The organism is Enterobacter sp. FB, assembly GCF_000805795.1.
Taxonomy (GTDB): Bacteria; Pseudomonadota; Gammaproteobacteria; order Enterobacterales; family Enterobacteriaceae; genus Enterobacter; species Enterobacter roggenkampii.
The window spans coordinates 196404-213258 of sequence record NZ_JSZC01000004.1; the positions used below are offsets into that span (position 1 = coordinate 196404).

Here is a 16855-nt window from a genome sequence, read left to right on the forward strand (position 1 = left end):
CAGTATAAGGATTTAAGCGTACCCTTTTTGATGATTCGGGCGGTATTATACCCCCCTGCAAATAAACCGAACGTAAACCAGATTTAGCCCATAGCGAAATCGCGCTATAGCATTAGGCTCAATTCATTACATTGTCGTTGTTACAGGGAATACAGCATGCAGAACCGCCTTACGATTAAAGACATCGCGCGTTTAAGCGGCGTGGGGAAATCGACCGTCTCACGCGTGCTCAACAACGAAAGCGGCGTCAGCGAACGCACCCGCGAGCGCGTTGAGGCGGTCATGAATCAGCACGGCTTTTCCCCTTCCCGCTCCGCGCGCGCCATGCGCGGGCAAAGTGACAAAGTGGTCGCCATCATTGTCTCGCGTCTGGATTCTCTGTCTGAAAACCTCGCCGTGCAGACCATGCTGCCCGCCTTCTACGAACAGGGATATGACCCGATCATGATGGAGAGCCAGTTCTCGCCCCAGCTGGTAGAAGAGCATCTGGGGATGCTCCAGCGGCGCAACATTGACGGCGTGGTGCTGTTCGGCTTTACCGGCATTAAAGACGAGATGCTGAAACCCTGGCAGCCGTCGCTGGTGCTGCTGGCGCGCGATGCCCACGGTTTTGCCTCCGTCTGCTATGACGACGAGGGGGCGATTATCACCCTGATGCAGCGCCTGTTTGACGAAGGCCATCGCCACATCAGCTTCCTCGGCGTACCGCACGCGGACGTTACCACCGGCAAGCGACGCCATGAGGCCTATCTGGCGTTTTGCAAAAAGCACAACCTCTCCGCCGTGGCCTCCCTGCCGGGGCTGGGCATGAAGCAGGGCTACGAGCAGGTCGCCAGCGTCCTGACGCCGCAGACCACCGCGCTGGTGTGCGCCACGGATACGCTGGCGCTGGGCGCGAGTAAATATCTGCAGGAGCAGCGTATCGACGGTCTGCAGGTGGCGAGCGTCGGCAGCACGCCGCTGATGAAGTTTTTGCACCCGGAGATCATCACCGTCGATCCGGGCTACGCTGAGTCCGGCAGACAGGCCGCCGCGCAGCTGATCGAGCAGATCAACGGGCGCGCAGAGCCGCGTCAGATCGTTATTCCTGCCCACCTTTCATAACCCCCACCAATCGGTTTATTGTGATCTTCGCCCGACTTCGGGAACGTTCCCATTTTCGCCGTCACGCTGAAGGAGTAGGCTTGCGCTCAGGTCATTACACCCCCTCACCATCTGTCATGAGGTTTCATGATGAGTAAAGTCAAACAAGCAGATATCGATCAGCTGATCGTCCTGGTCGGCGGCCGCGAAAACATCGCAACCGTTAGCCATTGCATTACCCGCCTGCGCTTCGTGCTGAACGATCCGGCCAAAGCGAACCCGAAGGCGATTGAAGAGCTTTCCATGGTAAAAGGCTGCTTCACCAACGCCGGTCAGTTCCAGGTGGTGATTGGTACCGAAGTGGGCGATTACTATCAGGCTCTGCTGGCGACCACCGGGCACAGCGCGGCGGATAAAGAGCAGGCCAAGAAGGCTGCGCGCCAGAATATGAAGTGGCACGAGCAGCTGATTTCCCACTTCGCGGAGATCTTCTTCCCGCTGCTGCCGGCGCTGATCAGCGGAGGCCTGATTTTAGGCTTCCGTAACGTCATCGGCGACGTGCCGATGAGCGACGGCAAGACCCTGGCGCAGATGTACCCGGCGCTGAAAACCGTGTACGACTTCCTGTGGCTGATTGGCGAAGCGATCTTCTTCTATCTGCCGGTCGGGATTTGCTGGTCCGCGGTGCGCAAGATGGGCGGTACGCCGATCCTCGGTATTGTACTCGGCGTCACGCTGGTCTCTCCGCAGTTAATGAACGCTTACTTACTTGGTCAACAGGTGCCAGAGGTGTGGAACTTCGGCCTGTTTAGCATCGCCAAAGTGGGCTATCAGGCGCAGGTCATTCCGGCCCTGCTGGCGGGCCTGGCGCTGGGCTTTATTGAAACCCGACTGAAACGCATCGTGCCGGATTACCTTTATCTGGTGGTGGTGCCGGTGTGCTCGCTGATTCTGGCGGTCTTCCTGGCGCATGCCTTTATCGGTCCGTTTGGCCGCATGATTGGCGACGGCGTGGCCTTCGCGGTGCGTCACCTGATGACCGGCAGCTTCGCCCCGATTGGCGCCGCGCTGTTTGGCTTCCTGTACGCCCCGCTGGTGATCACCGGCGTGCACCAGACCACGCTGGCGATTGATATGCAGATGATCCAGAGCCTCGGCGGCACGCCGGTCTGGCCGATTATCGCCCTGTCGAACATTGCTCAGGCGTCCGCGGTGACCGGCATCATTCTCGTCAGCCGCAAGCACAACGAACGCGAGATCTCCGTTCCGGCGGCCATCTCCGCCTACCTCGGCGTCACCGAACCGGCAATGTACGGTATCAACCTGAAATACCGCTTCCCGATGCTCTGCGCGATGATCGGTTCCGGTCTGGCAGGCCTGGTGTGTGGACTGAACGGCGTGATGGCGAACGGGATTGGCGTCGGCGGCCTGCCGGGCATCCTCTCCATCCAGCCCGCTTACTGGCAGGTGTTTGCCCTGGCAATGGCCATCGCCATCATCGTCCCAATGGCGCTGACCACCGTGGTTTACCAGCGTAAGTTCCGTCAGGGCTCGCTGCAGATTGTTTAACTTCATCTTTCGGGGCGCAGTTGCGCCCCTTCGCATTTGCAGGAACGCATTATGAATACCCTTCCTCACTGGTGGCAGAACGGCGTCATCTACCAGATTTACCCAAAGAGCTTCCAGGACACCACCGGCAGCGGCACCGGCGATTTACGCGGCGTGACGCAGCGTCTGGACTATCTGAAAACCCTCGGCATTGACGCCATCTGGCTGACGCCGTTTTATATCTCTCCGCAGGTGGACAACGGCTACGACGTGGCGAACTACACCGCCATCGATCCGGCCTACGGCACGCTGGATGATTTCGACGAGCTGGTCGCTGAGGCGCACGCGCGCGGCATTCGCATCGTGCTGGACATGGTGTTTAACCACACCTCAACCCAGCACGCCTGGTTCCGCGAGTCGCTGAACAAAGCGAGCCCGTACCGCCAGTTCTACATCTGGCGAGACGGCACGCCGGAGCAGCTTCCCAACAACTGGCGCTCCAAGTTTGGCGGTAACGCCTGGCGCTGGCACGCCGAGAGCGAGCAGTATTATCTGCACCTCTTCGCCCCGGAGCAGGCGGACCTCAACTGGGAGAATCCGGCCGTGCGCGCCGAACTGAAAAAGGTGTGCGAGTTCTGGGCCGATCGCGGCGTCGACGGCCTGCGTCTGGACGTCATTAACCTGATTTCAAAAGATCAGGATTTCCCTGACGACAACATCGGCGACGGTCGCCGCTTCTATACCGACGGGCCGCGCATTCATGAATATCTCCAGGAGATGAGCCGCGACGTCTTTACCCCGCGCAACCTGATGACGGTAGGCGAGATGTCCTCGACCTCGCTGGAGAACTGCCAGCAGTATGCGTCTCTCGACGGGCGCGAGCTGTCGATGACCTTTAACTTCCATCATCTGAAGGTGGATTACCCCGGCGGCGAAAAGTGGACGAAGGCGAAGCCGGACTTCGTGGCGCTGAAAACCCTCTTCCGCCACTGGCAGCAGGGGATGCACAACAAAGCCTGGAATGCGCTGTTCTGGTGTAACCACGACCAGCCGCGCATCGTGTCGCGCTTCGGTGACGAAGGAGAATACCGGATTCACGCCGCGAAAATGCTCGGCATGGTGCTGCACGGGATGCAGGGCACGCCGTATATCTATCAGGGTGAAGAGCTTGGCATGACCAACCCGCACTTGAGCCGCATCACCGATTACCGCGACGTGGAAAGTCTGAACATGTTCGCCGAACTGCGCGCCAGCGGCCGCGAGCCGGATGAATTACTGGCGATTCTGGCGAGCAAGTCCCGCGACAACGGGCGAACCCCAATGCAGTGGGACGCGTCGCACAACGCGGGCTTTACCGAGGGCGAGCCGTGGATTGGCGTCTGCGATAACTACGAAACCGTGAACGCCCGCGCGGCGCTGGACGATGCGGATTCGGTGTTCTACACCTACCAGTCGCTGATTCGCCTGCGCAAAACCCTGCCGGTGCTGACGTGGGGGGATTATGAGGATCTCCTGCCGGAACACCCTTCCCTGTGGTGCTATCGCCGCCAGTGGCAGGGGCAGACGCTGATGGTGGTGGCGAACCTGAGCCGGGAACGCCAGCAGTGGCAGCCGGACCCGGTACAGGGCGCCTGGCGGGTCGCTCTCGGCAACTATGATGACGTTCCCTCCCGCCCCAATGCGCGGCTATTGCGCCCGTTTGAAGCCATCTGGTGGGTGCAGGAATAAATACCAGGAGATACAGCATGCTGTATCTCCTTTTTTATGTTTAGCGATACGCTAAATGTACGACGATAACTTTTACATCACGCTGTGCCAAAAATAAAAATAGCCCTGCCAATTAAATAACCTCGGCAGGATATGATGAAAAAGACAATTATTAAAGCAACGTGTATTAGCGCATTATTATTAAGCACGCAGGGATGGTGCGGAAATACATCCGTCGACCTTCGATTTGGTCATAATACGCGCTCAGACGTAAATGATTCACGTATTAAGGTCATGCATCAGGCAAATAACGGTTTTTACTTCTCCGTTGAAGCCGCACAAAACCACAACGATACCTTTTTTGGTGATACCGACCGATATAATCCCGATGACAAAGGGTTAACGGAAGCAGCACAGGAGATTGAAACGCGCTGGCGCTTCGATCTGGGTAATGGCTTCGCCGTTGCGCCTGGCATGGTGACGGTTTTCACCGCCAGCAATACCCATTACCGCCCTTTTATTCAGGGCTGGAAAGCGTTCGATAACGGTCTGAACCTCTCCGCCCGTTACCGTTATAACACCGTCAATGACGCACACAGCGACAAAGAAGTAGACGGCAGCGGCTACACCCGCCGCCAGTCACACCAGTTCGACATTTGGTTCGCGTATAACATTGGCAAATTCGGTATGTCCTACAACCCGCGCTTCCGCTGGCAGGATGATGTCGATCAGGGAACCGGGGATGACACCTACTGGGAGCATACCGTTGCGTTCAACTACAAGCTCGACGATGGCTGGACGCCTTACGTCGAGCTGGTTTCACTGGATAAAACCTACATCACTGCCGATGGCAGTCATGAAAATGATTATGCCGTACGTCTGGGGATAGTGAAGCAACTCTGACGGTCTGACTACACCGTATCGTGCTGCAGCAGCCTGCAGCCGATACGGTCCACGGCGCTTAATAGTTCAAGCTGCCCTTCCCGCTGATACAGCGATACCGCGTTAATGTCGATCGGTAACGGCCAGCATAGCGATGAGATCGCCGCCAGTGTCGATCCCTCGCGGGTAATCGCAATAATCTTTAACCCTTTGCGCAACGCGTTACGCGCCATTTCAATCAGCGACTGCGTCTCCCCGGATTTACTGATCAGCACCAGCGTCCCCTTCGATACCCGTGTCAGCTGGTGCATGTCATTCAAAATAAGATGCGGCAGGCTCGCCAGCGATAAAAATCGCGACAGGTAATTGAGGCTGGTGAGCGAGGCTCCCCGTGCGTACAGATAGATATGGCTGGAATGGGTAAGCAACCTGGACACCTCCGCCACAATATCGTCCGCCTGCGGCCCTACGTCAGGCTCTACGGGTGCGGGTGTAAAATGATCGCGCAAAAAACGATACCGAAGCTCGGTATAACTTTTATAGCCCATTTTTTTACACACACGATTAACGGAAGTTGTCGTCGTAAAGGTATCACGGGCAATCTCTTTTGCCGATATATTAGAAATATTACATGCGTGATGCTGAATGTATTCAAATATCAAACGTTCACTTCCCTGGAATGAATTCATAAATTACGCCCTGTTTAATCCCGGCATGATACTAACACAACGGGGAAATAGTCTCTGGAAGACGCTTCACACATTGCATTTACGCGTATCACGATACGTAATTAGTATTAGCAAACATTAAAAACCGGTTTAGGTTCTCTTTATACTTTCCCTGTTTTCACATCCAGGGAATTATGACAATGACGAAACAAAAAGTTGTCGCGGTGACGGCCTGCCCGACAGGCATTGCGCACACCTTTATGGCGGCGAATAAAATTACTACATGGGCTAAAGAGCACAATATCGAGGTAAAGGTCGAAACGCAGGGCAGCGATGGCGTTAAAAACCGCTTAACGAAACAGGATATCGCCTCCGCCACAGCCATTATACTGGCAACCGACGTTCCCATTCAGGATGCCGAGCGCTTTGAAAACGTTCCCCACCTTCAGACCCGCACGCAAGAGCTGATTAAGCATACCGATCGCTATCTACGTCAGGCGCTGGCCATGGAAAAAAACGTCACCTCCACTACCGTCGAAGACGAAGACGATCTTCCGCGTTCGGCTTACCAGACTTTTATCGGCCATATCATGGCGGCCATCAGCTATATGCTGCCAGTGGTGGTCATGGGCGGGCTGATGATGGCAACGGCCAAAATCACCGGCCAGTTTATTAACATCGACCACTCGCCGTTCAGCGTGCTGGATAAAGTGGGCTTTATGACCATTAAGTTCATGTATCCTGTTTTCGCCATGTATCTGGCATTTTCCGTTGCGGGTAAACCGGCGCTGATCCCCGGGCTTATCGGCGGCATCATGTCAGACGAGGTCTACAAGCGCTTCTTCGATATCGAAGGCTTTATGCCGTCCGGCTTCTTTGGCGCGATTGGCATCGGCTTCTTTGTAGGCTATCTGGTGCGCTGGCTGAATGATTCCATTCACGTCCGCCAGCAGCTCACCACCATTAAGACCATGCTGATCGTCCCGCTGATCACCGGCATTACGCTGGTGATGGTCATGGAATACCTGATCAACCCGATTTTTGGCTCGCTTAACCAGCTGATGGTGGTCTTTTTTACCTCGGCAGGTGACACCGGGCGCGGATTCTATTCCGCGATGATCGCCGCGGGCACCGCGTTCGACCTGGGCGGTCCGGTCAACAAGGCGGCAGGCTCGGTCGCGCTCGGCCTGAATGGCATGAGCGAAACGTTTGATCTCACCGCCCGCGAACTCTCCATCGTGATCCCCTCTATTGGCGTCGGCTTTGCGGCGTTTCTCAACGGCCGCTTTGGACTACCGGATGTCTTCAGCCGGGAAGAGAAAACCGTCGGGAGTACCTCGTTGCTGCTGGGCGTGATTGGGATCTCCGAAGGCGCGATCCCGTTCATCCTGAAAAACCCACGTCTGATCCCAGTGTTCATGACCGGTGCCGTTGCCGGCGCGCTAATCGCCATTGCACTTGGCGTGAAGCAGACGCTGCCTCTGCCTGCCATCTGGGGCTGGCCGCTGGCAACCAATGTGGTGGGCTACCTGGCGAGCGTCTTTATTGGCGCACTGATTTGCGCCCTGGGCGTGCTCTATGTCAGCCCAAAGAACGCCAGGTAAGGGGAACGTCATGAATCAGATCCACGTCATTGCCCATACGCACTGGGATCAGGAGTGGTATTTCACCCGTCAGGACAGCATGGTGCTGGCATCCTATAACTTTGCGGATGTCATCGACACGCTGGAGCGGGACCCCGCTTACAGCTGCTATCACCTTGACGGACAGATGGCGGTAGTGGAGGACTTTCTCGCCATCAATCCCGATTATCGCGCCAGGCTGGAAACCCTCGTCAAAGAGAAAAGAATCTTTGTGGGGCCATGGTATACCCAGACGGACACCTACAACGTGCATGGCGAATCCATTATTCGCAATCTCAAGTACGGCATTTTCGCCGCCCGCGCGCTGGGGCATGCTATGCAGGTCGGGTACCTTCCGGACACCTTTGGCCACAATGCTCAGATGCCCACCATTTTGCAGGGCTGCAATATCGACAATATCGTCTTCTGGCGCGGTATCGATCACGACAGACAAGCGAAAAGCAGCCAGTTCCTCTGGCGCGCGCCGTCTGGGGCGACCGTTATCGCCTGCGCGATGGCATTCGGTTATGGCGCAGCTAAAAACATGCGTTCAGACGCGAGCCATCTGCAGGGTAAAATCTTCCCGATGGTCAATCTCCTGCGTTCACGGGCCGGTATAAACGACCTGCTCCTGCCCTGCGGCGGCGATCAGGTCTGCATCGACCCGGCGCTGCCGAAAATTCTGCAGGTCGCCAGCGCACACTCTCCCGATGGAGATCGATACGTTATTAGTTCGCTGGAGCGCTACGTCGACATTCTTCGCGCGCAGCATGAACAGTTTGAACGGTGGGACGGGGAGCTGAAATCGCCGCGCTACACCCGCATCCATAAAACGATCGGATCCGTGCGCTACGACATCAAAAAGAAAAATGATGAAATCGAGCAGTTCATCCTGCGGCGGCTGGAGCCGACAATCGCCATGGCGCGCCATCAGGGGATTCCGGTCAACCTCTCGGTGGTCGATACGCTCTGGAAGAAGCTGTTGCGAAGCCATGCCCACGACTCTATCGGCGGCTGTAATAGCGATACCACCAACCGCGACATACTGCATCGGCTGGAGCAAACCGAACAGCTGTGCCACAGCCTGTGGAACCTGGTGGTAAAAACCCTGGCCGCCGCCTGCGCTCAGGAAAATGGCCTGCTGATTTTCAACCCGCTGGGCACCCCAACGCAGCGCGTAGTGATAACCACCCTGTATAGCCGTGCTGATAATATCGCCCTGACGTATCAGGGGCATCCCATCCCTTTCGACGTCCTGAAAAGAGACATTCTGCCCGGCGGAACGGCGATCTCCCTTAGCGCTGAAGGCGAATGTGAAACGCCCCTTCCTCCCTATTATCGCTGGCACGTTGCTGTGAAGACACCGGTTCTGCCGCCGGTCGGCTATCTCAGCGTTAACGTTAAGGATGACCCGGCGCCTTTCCAGCAGCAGGAACAGACAAAGGGCAGCGAGATAGAGAATGCGCATTATCGATTAACGCTGGACGCCGGAACGCTCACCCTGCACGACAAACGCAGCGGCAGATGCATTCCCTCTTTCTTTACTCTCGAAGACTGCGCGGATGCGGGCGACAGCTACGATTTCTCACCGCTTGCGGGCGACACGCCGACGCGGTGCGACCAGTTCACGCTCGTCGACTGCCTGAAAACGCCGCTTGTCGAAAAGCTGATTGTGGAAGCCACCCTGCTTCTTCCGCCGGATCTCGCAGACCGTCAAGAAAATGCCCGAACGCCGTTATCCCTTCGTCTGGCGTGTGAATTACGCGATCACGATCCGAACCTGTATGTGGACAGCTCGCTGGAAAACAGCCACTGCGATCACCGGCTACGTTTGCTGATTAACAGCGATATTCACACCCGCCACGCAATCGCCTCGCAGCCCTTCGCGATAATCGAGCGCGAAACGGGGTCTCACGCTGAAGAGTGGCAGGAACACTATCGCGAAATGCCCGTGGATATCGAAACCAGCGAGGGAATCATTGCAGTTGCGGAAGCGGGCAAAGCGCTGGTGGTGAATAGCCGCGGCATGAAGGAGTTTCAGATAATCGGCGACGCACCGGCTACGGTTGCCCTGACGCTGTTTAAATCAACGGGCGTGCTGGGACGCAGCGATCTCGACTGGCGACCGGGCCGGGCATCCGGCATCAATAATACGGTGGTCGAGACCCCCGATGCCCAGTTGCTGAAACCGTTGCGCTTCTCCTTCACCGTCGCGCTGGCCGATAGCGCCGATCACCTCACGCTTCGCCAGCTGGAAAATCAGACAGCGGGACAGCCCTTCACCTATCAACGGCAAACGCTGCACACGCTCGATCACCGTCTTGAGCGCTTTTCGTTGCGTCTGCCCGACCGCAGGCTTCCGGCAGAATTCTCATTATTGTACCTGCCGGAGCCGCTCATCCTCTCTGCCTTGCCCCATGCGCAGCAGTCGCAGGGTACGGTCGTTCGCGTGTTTAACGCCGGCACGGAGCCCGTTCCCGTCCCGGCAAGCCTGGAGGGGTTTCGTCAGATCAACTATCTGGAAGAGCCGGTGCAGCCGGTAACGGCTATTCCCCCTTTCGCGACCTGCGATTTTTTAATGGAGGCTTAATATGAACCTGCTTGCATTGACGCATCCCGATCTGGTTTTTATCAACCCGCCGCACCGTTCGCCTGAAGCGCTAATACGCTGGCTCGCCGAACCGCTCGCCAGGCAAAAAATCATCAGTGATGAAGAAACGTTCATCCAGAGCGTGTTACAACGCGAAAGTGAAGGTCCTACCGCGCTGGGTGAAGCGCTCGCCGTCCCGCACGGTAAAACCGAGGCGGTGCAGCAGGCGGCGTTTTGTCTGGCCCTCTTCGATGACCCGATACGCTGGCCGGGCTGGACGGTGATGAAGAGGTGAGAATGGTTTTCCTGCTCGCCATTCCGCCCGCGGAAGCAGGGAGTACCCATATGCAGCTGCTGACGACGCTGACCTGTTTATTGACGGAAGATCGGGTGCGTGAGCGACTGCTGGCGGCGCGCACCCGGGAAGAGGCGATGTCCGCGCTGAGTGCTGAAGAACCACAAAAACAGGACGATGCTCCTGAACGCTCCTTTCTCATCCCGGCGGTGCTGGGCAGTATCGCAACCGCAGCCTTTTTGCAGGCGGGACTGAGCTGGATCTGCGGGGGGAGTTAAATGAACAGCGCTTAGCACACACCGTGCTGAGCGCTTGTTTTTGTTGAATAATTAATCAGATTTTTCTCGCCCGCCTTTACAATCGCTGAAGCGCCCGTCGTTTGTACTCTCGTCTTTTTACTTTGTTCTGCATCAAATAAATCGCAAACATGTTTGATGCAAATCACTATATGTAGCACTTAAAATGCACGCCGACCCAACATCTTGTATTTATCGTCTACTATTCCAACAACAAGACGGCGCTTACGCTGGCCGGAATTGTGGATAACACGAGCTGGGAACGCGGGAAGTCTTTGGCCTGGCGGGAAATGCGTCCGGTGAATACTTCTCCACCTCTGTGGATAACCTGTTTTTAAAATGGAGTGATCATGACACCGCATGTGATGAAACGTGATGGCTGTAAAGTGCCGTTTAAATCAGAGCGCATCCAGGAAGCCATTCTGCGTGCAGCTAAAGCAGCGGGAGTCGATGACGCAGATTACTGCGCCACCGTCGCAGAAGTCGTTAGCAGCCAGATGAATGAACGCAGCCAGGTTGATATCAACGAGATCCAGACCGCGGTTGAGAACCAGCTCATGGCAGGACCTTACAAGCAGCTGGCGCGCGCCTACATTGAGTACCGCCACGATCGAGACGTGCAGCGCGAGAAGCGCGGCCGCCTGAACCAGGAGATCCGTGGCCTGGTGGAGCAGACCAACTCTGCGCTGCTCAATGAAAACGCCAACAAAGACAGTAAAGTGATCCCCACCCAGCGCGACCTGCTGGCCGGTATCGTCGCCAAACACTATGCCCGTCAGCATCTGCTGCCGCGCGACGTGGTCTCGGCGCACGAGCGCGGCGAGATCCACTACCACGATCTCGACTATTCGCCGTTCTTCCCGATGTTCAACTGCATGCTGATCGATCTGAAAGGCATGCTGACCCACGGCTTTAAAATGGGTAACGCGGAGATTGAACCGCCTAAGTCGATCTCCACGGCTACCGCGGTCACGGCGCAGATCATCGCTCAGGTCGCCAGCCATATTTACGGCGGCACCACCATTAACCGCATTGACGAAGTGCTGGCCCCGTTCGTGACGGCGAGCTTCAACAAGCACCGTAAAACCGCCGAAGAGTGGCAGATTCCGGACGCGGACGGCTATGCGCATTCCCGTACCGAGAAAGAGTGCTACGACGCCTTCCAGTCGCTGGAATATGAGGTGAACACGCTGCACACCGCCAACGGCCAGACGCCGTTTGTAACCTTCGGCTTTGGGCTGGGCACCAGCTGGGAATCACGCCTGATCCAGCAGTCGATCCTGCGCAACCGTATTTCCGGCCTCGGCAAAAACCGTAAAACCGCCGTGTTCCCGAAACTGGTGTTCGCGATTCGCGACGGCCTGAACCACAAGTTTGGCGACCCGAACTACGACATCAAACAGCTGGCGCTGGAGTGCGCGAGCAAGCGCATGTACCCGGACATCCTGAACTACGATCAGGTCGTCAAAGTCACCGGTTCGTTTAAAACGCCAATGGGCTGCCGCAGCTTCCTCGGCGTGTACGAGGATGAAAACGGCGAGCAGATCCACGACGGGCGCAATAACCTGGGCGTCATCAGCCTCAACCTGCCGCGCATCGCGCTGGAGGCAAAAGGTAATGAAGCTGAATTCTGGAAACTGCTGGATGAGCGCCTGCAGCTGGCGCGTAAGGCGCTGATGACCCGCATTGCGCGCCTCGAAGGGGTCAAAGCCCGCGTGGCGCCGATCCTCTATATGGAAGGGGCCTGCGGCGTGCGCCTGAAGGCGGACGATGACGTATCCGAGATCTTCAAAAACGGCCGCGCGTCGATTTCGCTGGGCTACATCGGCATCCACGAGACCATCAACGCCCTGTTTGGCGACACGCACATGTACGACAGCGAAGCCCTGCGTGAGAAAGGCATCGCCATCGTTCAGCGCCTGCGCGACGCGGTAGACCAGTGGAAAGAGGAAACCGGCTACGGTTTCAGCCTGTACAGCACCCCAAGCGAGAATCTGTGCGACCGCTTCTGCCGTCTGGACACCGCCGAATTCGGGATTGTGGAAGGCGTGACCGATAAAGGGTACTACACCAACAGCTTCCACCTCGACGTCGAGAAAAAGGTGAACCCGTACGACAAGATCGACTTCGAAGCAGCGTATCCACCGATCGCCAGCGGCGGCTTCATCTGCTACGGCGAGTACCCGAACATTCAGCACAACCTGAAGGCGCTGGAGGACGTGTGGGACTATAGCTACCAGCACGTGCCGTATTACGGGACCAACACGCCAATTGATGAGTGTTACGAGTGCGGCTTCACCGGTGAGTTTGAATGTACCAGTAAAGGCTTCACCTGCCCGAAATGCGGCAACCACGATGCGGCTCGCGTCTCCGTGACCCGTCGCGTATGCGGCTATCTCGGCAGCCCGGACGCCCGTCCGTTTAACGCCGGCAAACAGGAAGAAGTGAAGCGCCGCGTGAAGCATCTGGGAAATGGGCAGATCGGTTAATCCGCTGCCACGTTAATGCCCGGTGGCGCTGCGCTTACCGGGCCTACGGACCGCTCTCTTTTGTAGGCCGGGTAAGCGCAGCGCCACCCGGCGTGGTTATTCGCAATGAACTATCACCAGTACTACCCTGTCGACATCGTCAACGGCCCCGGCACCCGCTGCACCCTGTTTGTTTCAGGCTGCGTCCACGAATGCCCCGGCTGCTACAACAAAAGCACCTGGCGACTCAATTCCGGCATGCCGTTCACCGCGGAGATGGAAGATAAAATCATCAACGACCTGAACGATACGCGCATCAAACGCCAGGGGATCTCGCTCTCCGGCGGCGATCCGCTGCACCCGCAAAACGTGCCGGATATGTTGAGGCTGGTGAAGCGCATTCGCGCAGAGTGTCCGGGAAAAGATATCTGGGTCTGGACGGGCTACAAGCTGGATGAACTGAATGCGCAGCAAATGGAAGTCGTGGATCTGATTAACGTGCTGGTCGACGGCAAGTTCGTGCAGGATTTAAAAGACCCGGCGCTCATCTGGCGCGGCAGCAGCAACCAGGTTGTGCATCATTTGCGTTGATCAAAGGCGGATATTATCCATCCGCCCTTACCTCAAAAACGACTCAAACTCTCCATTGCCACCGCCTTAAACCCGGCGAAATCCCCGCAGCTACAGAGCCGTGACATCGCCCGCTCGCGCAGGAAAGTGACGAAAATATCGTAAATCGCCATCGCCTCTTCGTACTCACTTTTGCTGATGGCGAGCAGGAAGATAACGTGCGCAGTTTCGTCGCCCCACTGCACGCCGTGCGGGGCGAGCACGGTGTAGACCACCGTTTTCTGCGCCAGCAGGCCGAGGGAGTGCGGCAGCGCGATGCCGTCGCCGAGCATGGTGCTGACAATAGCTTCACGTTCAACAACCGAATCCAGAAACTCCGCACCGACAAAGCCCTCTGCTTCAAGCTGTTCACACAGCTCGCGGAAGAGCGTCTGCTGATCGATAGGCTTGTCGATAATGCGGAAATGGGCCGCGTCGAAGTATTTATCCAGCATCCACGGGCGGGTGCGGTCCACCAGCACCAGTTTGCCAATCTGCTCTAACTGGTAGTCGGTCGGGAACGGGGCGATCATCACCACCGGTTTCGACTTTTCGCTGACGCGGGCGGTCGCGATCACAAAATCTTCGCTAATGGTTTCTGCCAGCTCGTACTCGCGCAGGGTGAGCGTGCGCGTCACCTCAATCTGCGGGTATTTACGCTGCAGTACCGCCTCAATCATGCGGACCATGGCATTACCGGCGTCGCATACCAGCAGCACGCGCGGCTGACGCTGGTAGCCGATGTTGTAGTGGCGCTCAAGCCCGACGCCAATATGCAGCACCAGGAAGCCAATCTCGTTTTCGCTGATCACATACGGCGTGTATTTGCCCCAGCTCGACACCGCCGCCAGCGTCATGTCCCACGCCATCGGGTAGTGCTGCTTGATGTTATCCAGCAGCGGATTGGGGATCATGATTTGATACCGCACGCGGGTGATCATGGTTTTGATGTGCGTGAGCAGGTCCGCGTGCAGCTGCGCGTCGCTGAGCAGGTTGTAGTTATAGTGAGTGTTGATATAGCGCAGGATGTAGTTGACCAGCGCCTCGTCGTCGTCAGCGTTAATGGCGCTGGGCGCGATCTCCTGAATCTGCCGCGCCGCAATGTGCACGCACAGCCAGCTCTCCTCCGACGGCGAAAGCGCCTTGCCCGCCAGCTGCTGGAGGGTGACCGCGATATCCTTCGCCGCCTCGCGCACGTTCTCTTCCACGTCTTCGGCATGGAATTCCGGCAGCGGGTAACCTTCGCTGATGCGACGTACCGACACCGCGCAGTACAGGCGCAGGAACAGCTCGCCTTCATCGGTCAGGCGAATGTGGTGACGGGTCAAGGCGTCGTGCAGCACCGGCACCATCTGCTCCGCCACGCCCGCATTCAGCGCCACGTCGGTCACCAGCGGGTTCAGGCTGTCCTGCTGCGCCAGCTCCCAGAGCAGATCGGTCAGGCAGGCGCGGGTCGACATCTCGCTGCCAAACAGCTTCATGCCGTGGCGTGGACGGGTTTCCAGCGTCAGGTTGTAGCGATGAAACCACTCGCGCACCTCCGCCATATCGCTTTGCAGCGTGGCGCGGCTGACGAACCATTCGTCCGCCAGATCCTCCAGCTTAAGAGAAAACGCCGAGGTCAGAAAACGCACCACCAGATAATGCACGCGCTCCGGCCCGGTCCGCGGGATACGCAGCGCGCGCGGGTGGGATGCCTGAAGCTGCTGATAGCGCTCGGCATCCTCAATTTTGAGCTGGTAGCCGTTGCCCCGGCTCAGGATGAACTGCGCGCCGTGGCTGGCCAGCAGCGCGTTCAGGGCAGTGATGTCCGCACGGACGGTTCGCGTGGAGACCGACAGCCGCTGCGCCAGCTCGTCCTGCGGCAGCGTCTCGTTTTGCAACAGGTCGAAAAGTTGCGCCAAACGTTGGTTCGGAAATCGCACGTCGTTGTCCTCTTACGGCTTAAGGTGAAATGACCATCTGGGATGGGCTGCCGACCGGGGTATAGTCTGGCTCAAAGCTCAATTTCCCGTCCTGCGCCACGCGGAAGCGGGTAATGTTGTCGCTGCGCTGGTTCATGACGTACAGCCAGCGCCCCTGCTTATCGAGCGTCAGGGTGCGCGGGTAGTCACCGCGCGTCCACACATCGTCCTGATGCGTCAGCGTGCCCTCCGCCGTTACGGTAAAGTGCCCGATGCTGTTATGCAAACGGTTAGCCACATACAGCTGCTTACCGTCGGCGCTTAATGCGAGCCCGGCAGCAAAGCTGGTGCCTTTGTAACCTTCCGGCAGGGCAGAAACCGTTTTACCCTCTTTCAGGGTGCCGTTGGTATTCACGGTATACCGGGTGAGCGTAGACGCCTCTTCGTTAATCAGCCACAGGGCATCGCCCTTCGGCGTAAAGACAAAGTGGCGCGGCCCGGCGCCTTTCGAGGAGGCGCTGATAAACGGCGGATCGTTCGGCGTCAGCTTTCCTGTCCGATCGTCAAAGCGGTATTGGTAGATGCGATCCAGCCCAAGATCGGTGGAAAACACGTATTTCCCGCTCGGATCGGCGGCAATCATATGCGCATGGGGGCCGTTATGATCGCTGATCGCGAAGCTGCCCTCCGCAGCGGCTTCCGGCTTCGCCGCGCCCGGTTCGCCTTGATCCTGATGTGTGTCCGTGGCGTCACCCAGGCTGCCGTCTGCTTTAACGGGCAGCACCGCGACGGTTCCGCTGACATAGTTCGCCACCAGCAGATGCTGGCCGTTCGGCGTCAGGGAGAGATACACCGGCCCGGCACCGCCGGAAGCCACCTGACTGAGCTCGCTCAGCTCACCGTTATCGCCGACGCGCAGCGCCTGCACCACGCCCTGCTCCACTTCGCTTGCCAGATACAGCGTTTTGCCGTCCTGTGATAGGGTCAACTGCGCCGCATTCGGCAGTTTGCTTACCCGCGTTTTATCGTTCAGCGCGCCGGTTTGCGGGTTAACAGTAAAACGGTACAGCCCTTCACCGTTTGGATTATAGGTACCCACCCAGGCGTATTGCGTCTGGGCGACAGCGGCGGTGGCGAACATTGAGAGTGAAGCGACAAGCAAGGTACGGGTGTGCATGGTGGC

The 16855-nt window shown here is 57.5% G+C and carries 11 protein-coding genes and 1 pseudogene; 9 read left to right on the forward strand and 3 right to left on the reverse strand.

The window, feature by feature from the left end; genetic code table 11:
- Positions 1–156 precede the first annotated feature (156 nt).
- From treR to PI91_RS01805, 4 genes are all read left to right on the forward strand, one after another.
- Positions 157–1104, forward strand: a complete 948-nt coding sequence (treR, locus tag PI91_RS01790; protein ID WP_021240675.1) for a trehalose operon repressor TreR — start codon at positions 157–159, stop codon at positions 1102–1104.
- A gap of 129 nt (positions 1105–1233) precedes the next feature.
- Positions 1234–2652: a PTS trehalose transporter subunit IIBC gene (treB, locus tag PI91_RS01795; protein WP_039265387.1), complete on the forward strand. Its 1419-nt coding sequence runs from the start codon at positions 1234–1236 to the stop codon at positions 2650–2652.
- Between the two features lie 51 nt (positions 2653–2703).
- Positions 2704–4359 carry an alpha,alpha-phosphotrehalase gene (gene treC, locus PI91_RS01800; protein WP_039265341.1) on the forward strand — a complete coding sequence of 552 codons (1656 nt, stop codon included), beginning with the start codon at positions 2704–2706 and terminating at the stop codon, positions 4357–4359.
- A 135-nt stretch (positions 4360–4494) separates the two neighbouring features.
- A complete protein-coding gene (locus tag PI91_RS01805; protein ID WP_023293417.1) occupies positions 4495–5241 on the forward strand; it encodes an oligogalacturonate-specific porin KdgM family protein in 747 nt (248 codons plus the stop codon).
- Between the two features lie 8 nt (positions 5242–5249).
- Here the strand turns inward: PI91_RS01805 and PI91_RS01810 are convergent, their stop codons facing one another.
- Positions 5250–5909: a MurR/RpiR family transcriptional regulator gene (locus PI91_RS01810; protein WP_032675840.1), complete on the reverse strand. Its 660-nt coding sequence runs from the start codon at positions 5907–5909 to the stop codon at positions 5250–5252.
- Positions 5910–6088: 179 nt separating this feature from the next.
- Between PI91_RS01810 and PI91_RS01815 the strand changes: the two genes are divergently transcribed.
- The 5 genes and pseudogenes from PI91_RS01815 to nrdG all read left to right on the forward strand — a co-directional run bounded on the left by PI91_RS01815 (position 6089) and on the right by nrdG (position 13750).
- Positions 6089–7492 (forward strand): PTS fructose transporter subunit IIC, encoded by a 1404-nt coding sequence (locus PI91_RS01815; protein WP_025911989.1) that lies wholly within the window; start codon positions 6089–6091, stop codon positions 7490–7492.
- A 10-nt stretch (positions 7493–7502) separates the two neighbouring features.
- Positions 7503–10100, forward strand: coding sequence for a glycoside hydrolase family 38 C-terminal domain-containing protein (locus PI91_RS01820; RefSeq protein ID WP_039265342.1), 2598 nt, complete (start codon positions 7503–7505; stop codon positions 10098–10100).
- 1 nt (position 10101) lies between these two features.
- Positions 10102–10673: pseudogene (locus tag PI91_RS01825) on the forward strand (fructose PTS transporter subunit IIA).
- Positions 10674–11041: 368 nt separating this feature from the next.
- Complete coding sequence (gene nrdD / locus PI91_RS01830; RefSeq protein WP_008501397.1) at positions 11042–13180, forward strand: anaerobic ribonucleoside-triphosphate reductase; 2139 nt, start codon at positions 11042–11044, stop codon at positions 13178–13180.
- 105 nt (positions 13181–13285) lie between these two features.
- Complete coding sequence (nrdG, locus tag PI91_RS01835; protein WP_039265343.1) at positions 13286–13750, forward strand: anaerobic ribonucleoside-triphosphate reductase-activating protein; 465 nt, start codon at positions 13286–13288, stop codon at positions 13748–13750.
- 32 nt (positions 13751–13782) lie between these two features.
- On the opposite strand, the gene PI91_RS01840 is transcribed toward nrdG, so the two are convergent.
- Both PI91_RS01840 and PI91_RS01845 read right to left on the reverse strand, forming a co-directional pair.
- Entirely contained in the window at positions 13783–15693 is a 1911-nt protein-coding gene (locus PI91_RS01840) for a transcription antiterminator (RefSeq protein WP_039265344.1), read from the reverse strand.
- Positions 15694–15712: 19 nt separating this feature from the next.
- Positions 15713–16849, reverse strand: a complete 1137-nt coding sequence (locus tag PI91_RS01845) for a lactonase family protein (RefSeq protein ID WP_039265345.1) — start codon at positions 16847–16849, stop codon at positions 15713–15715.
- Positions 16850–16855 lie beyond the last annotated feature (6 nt).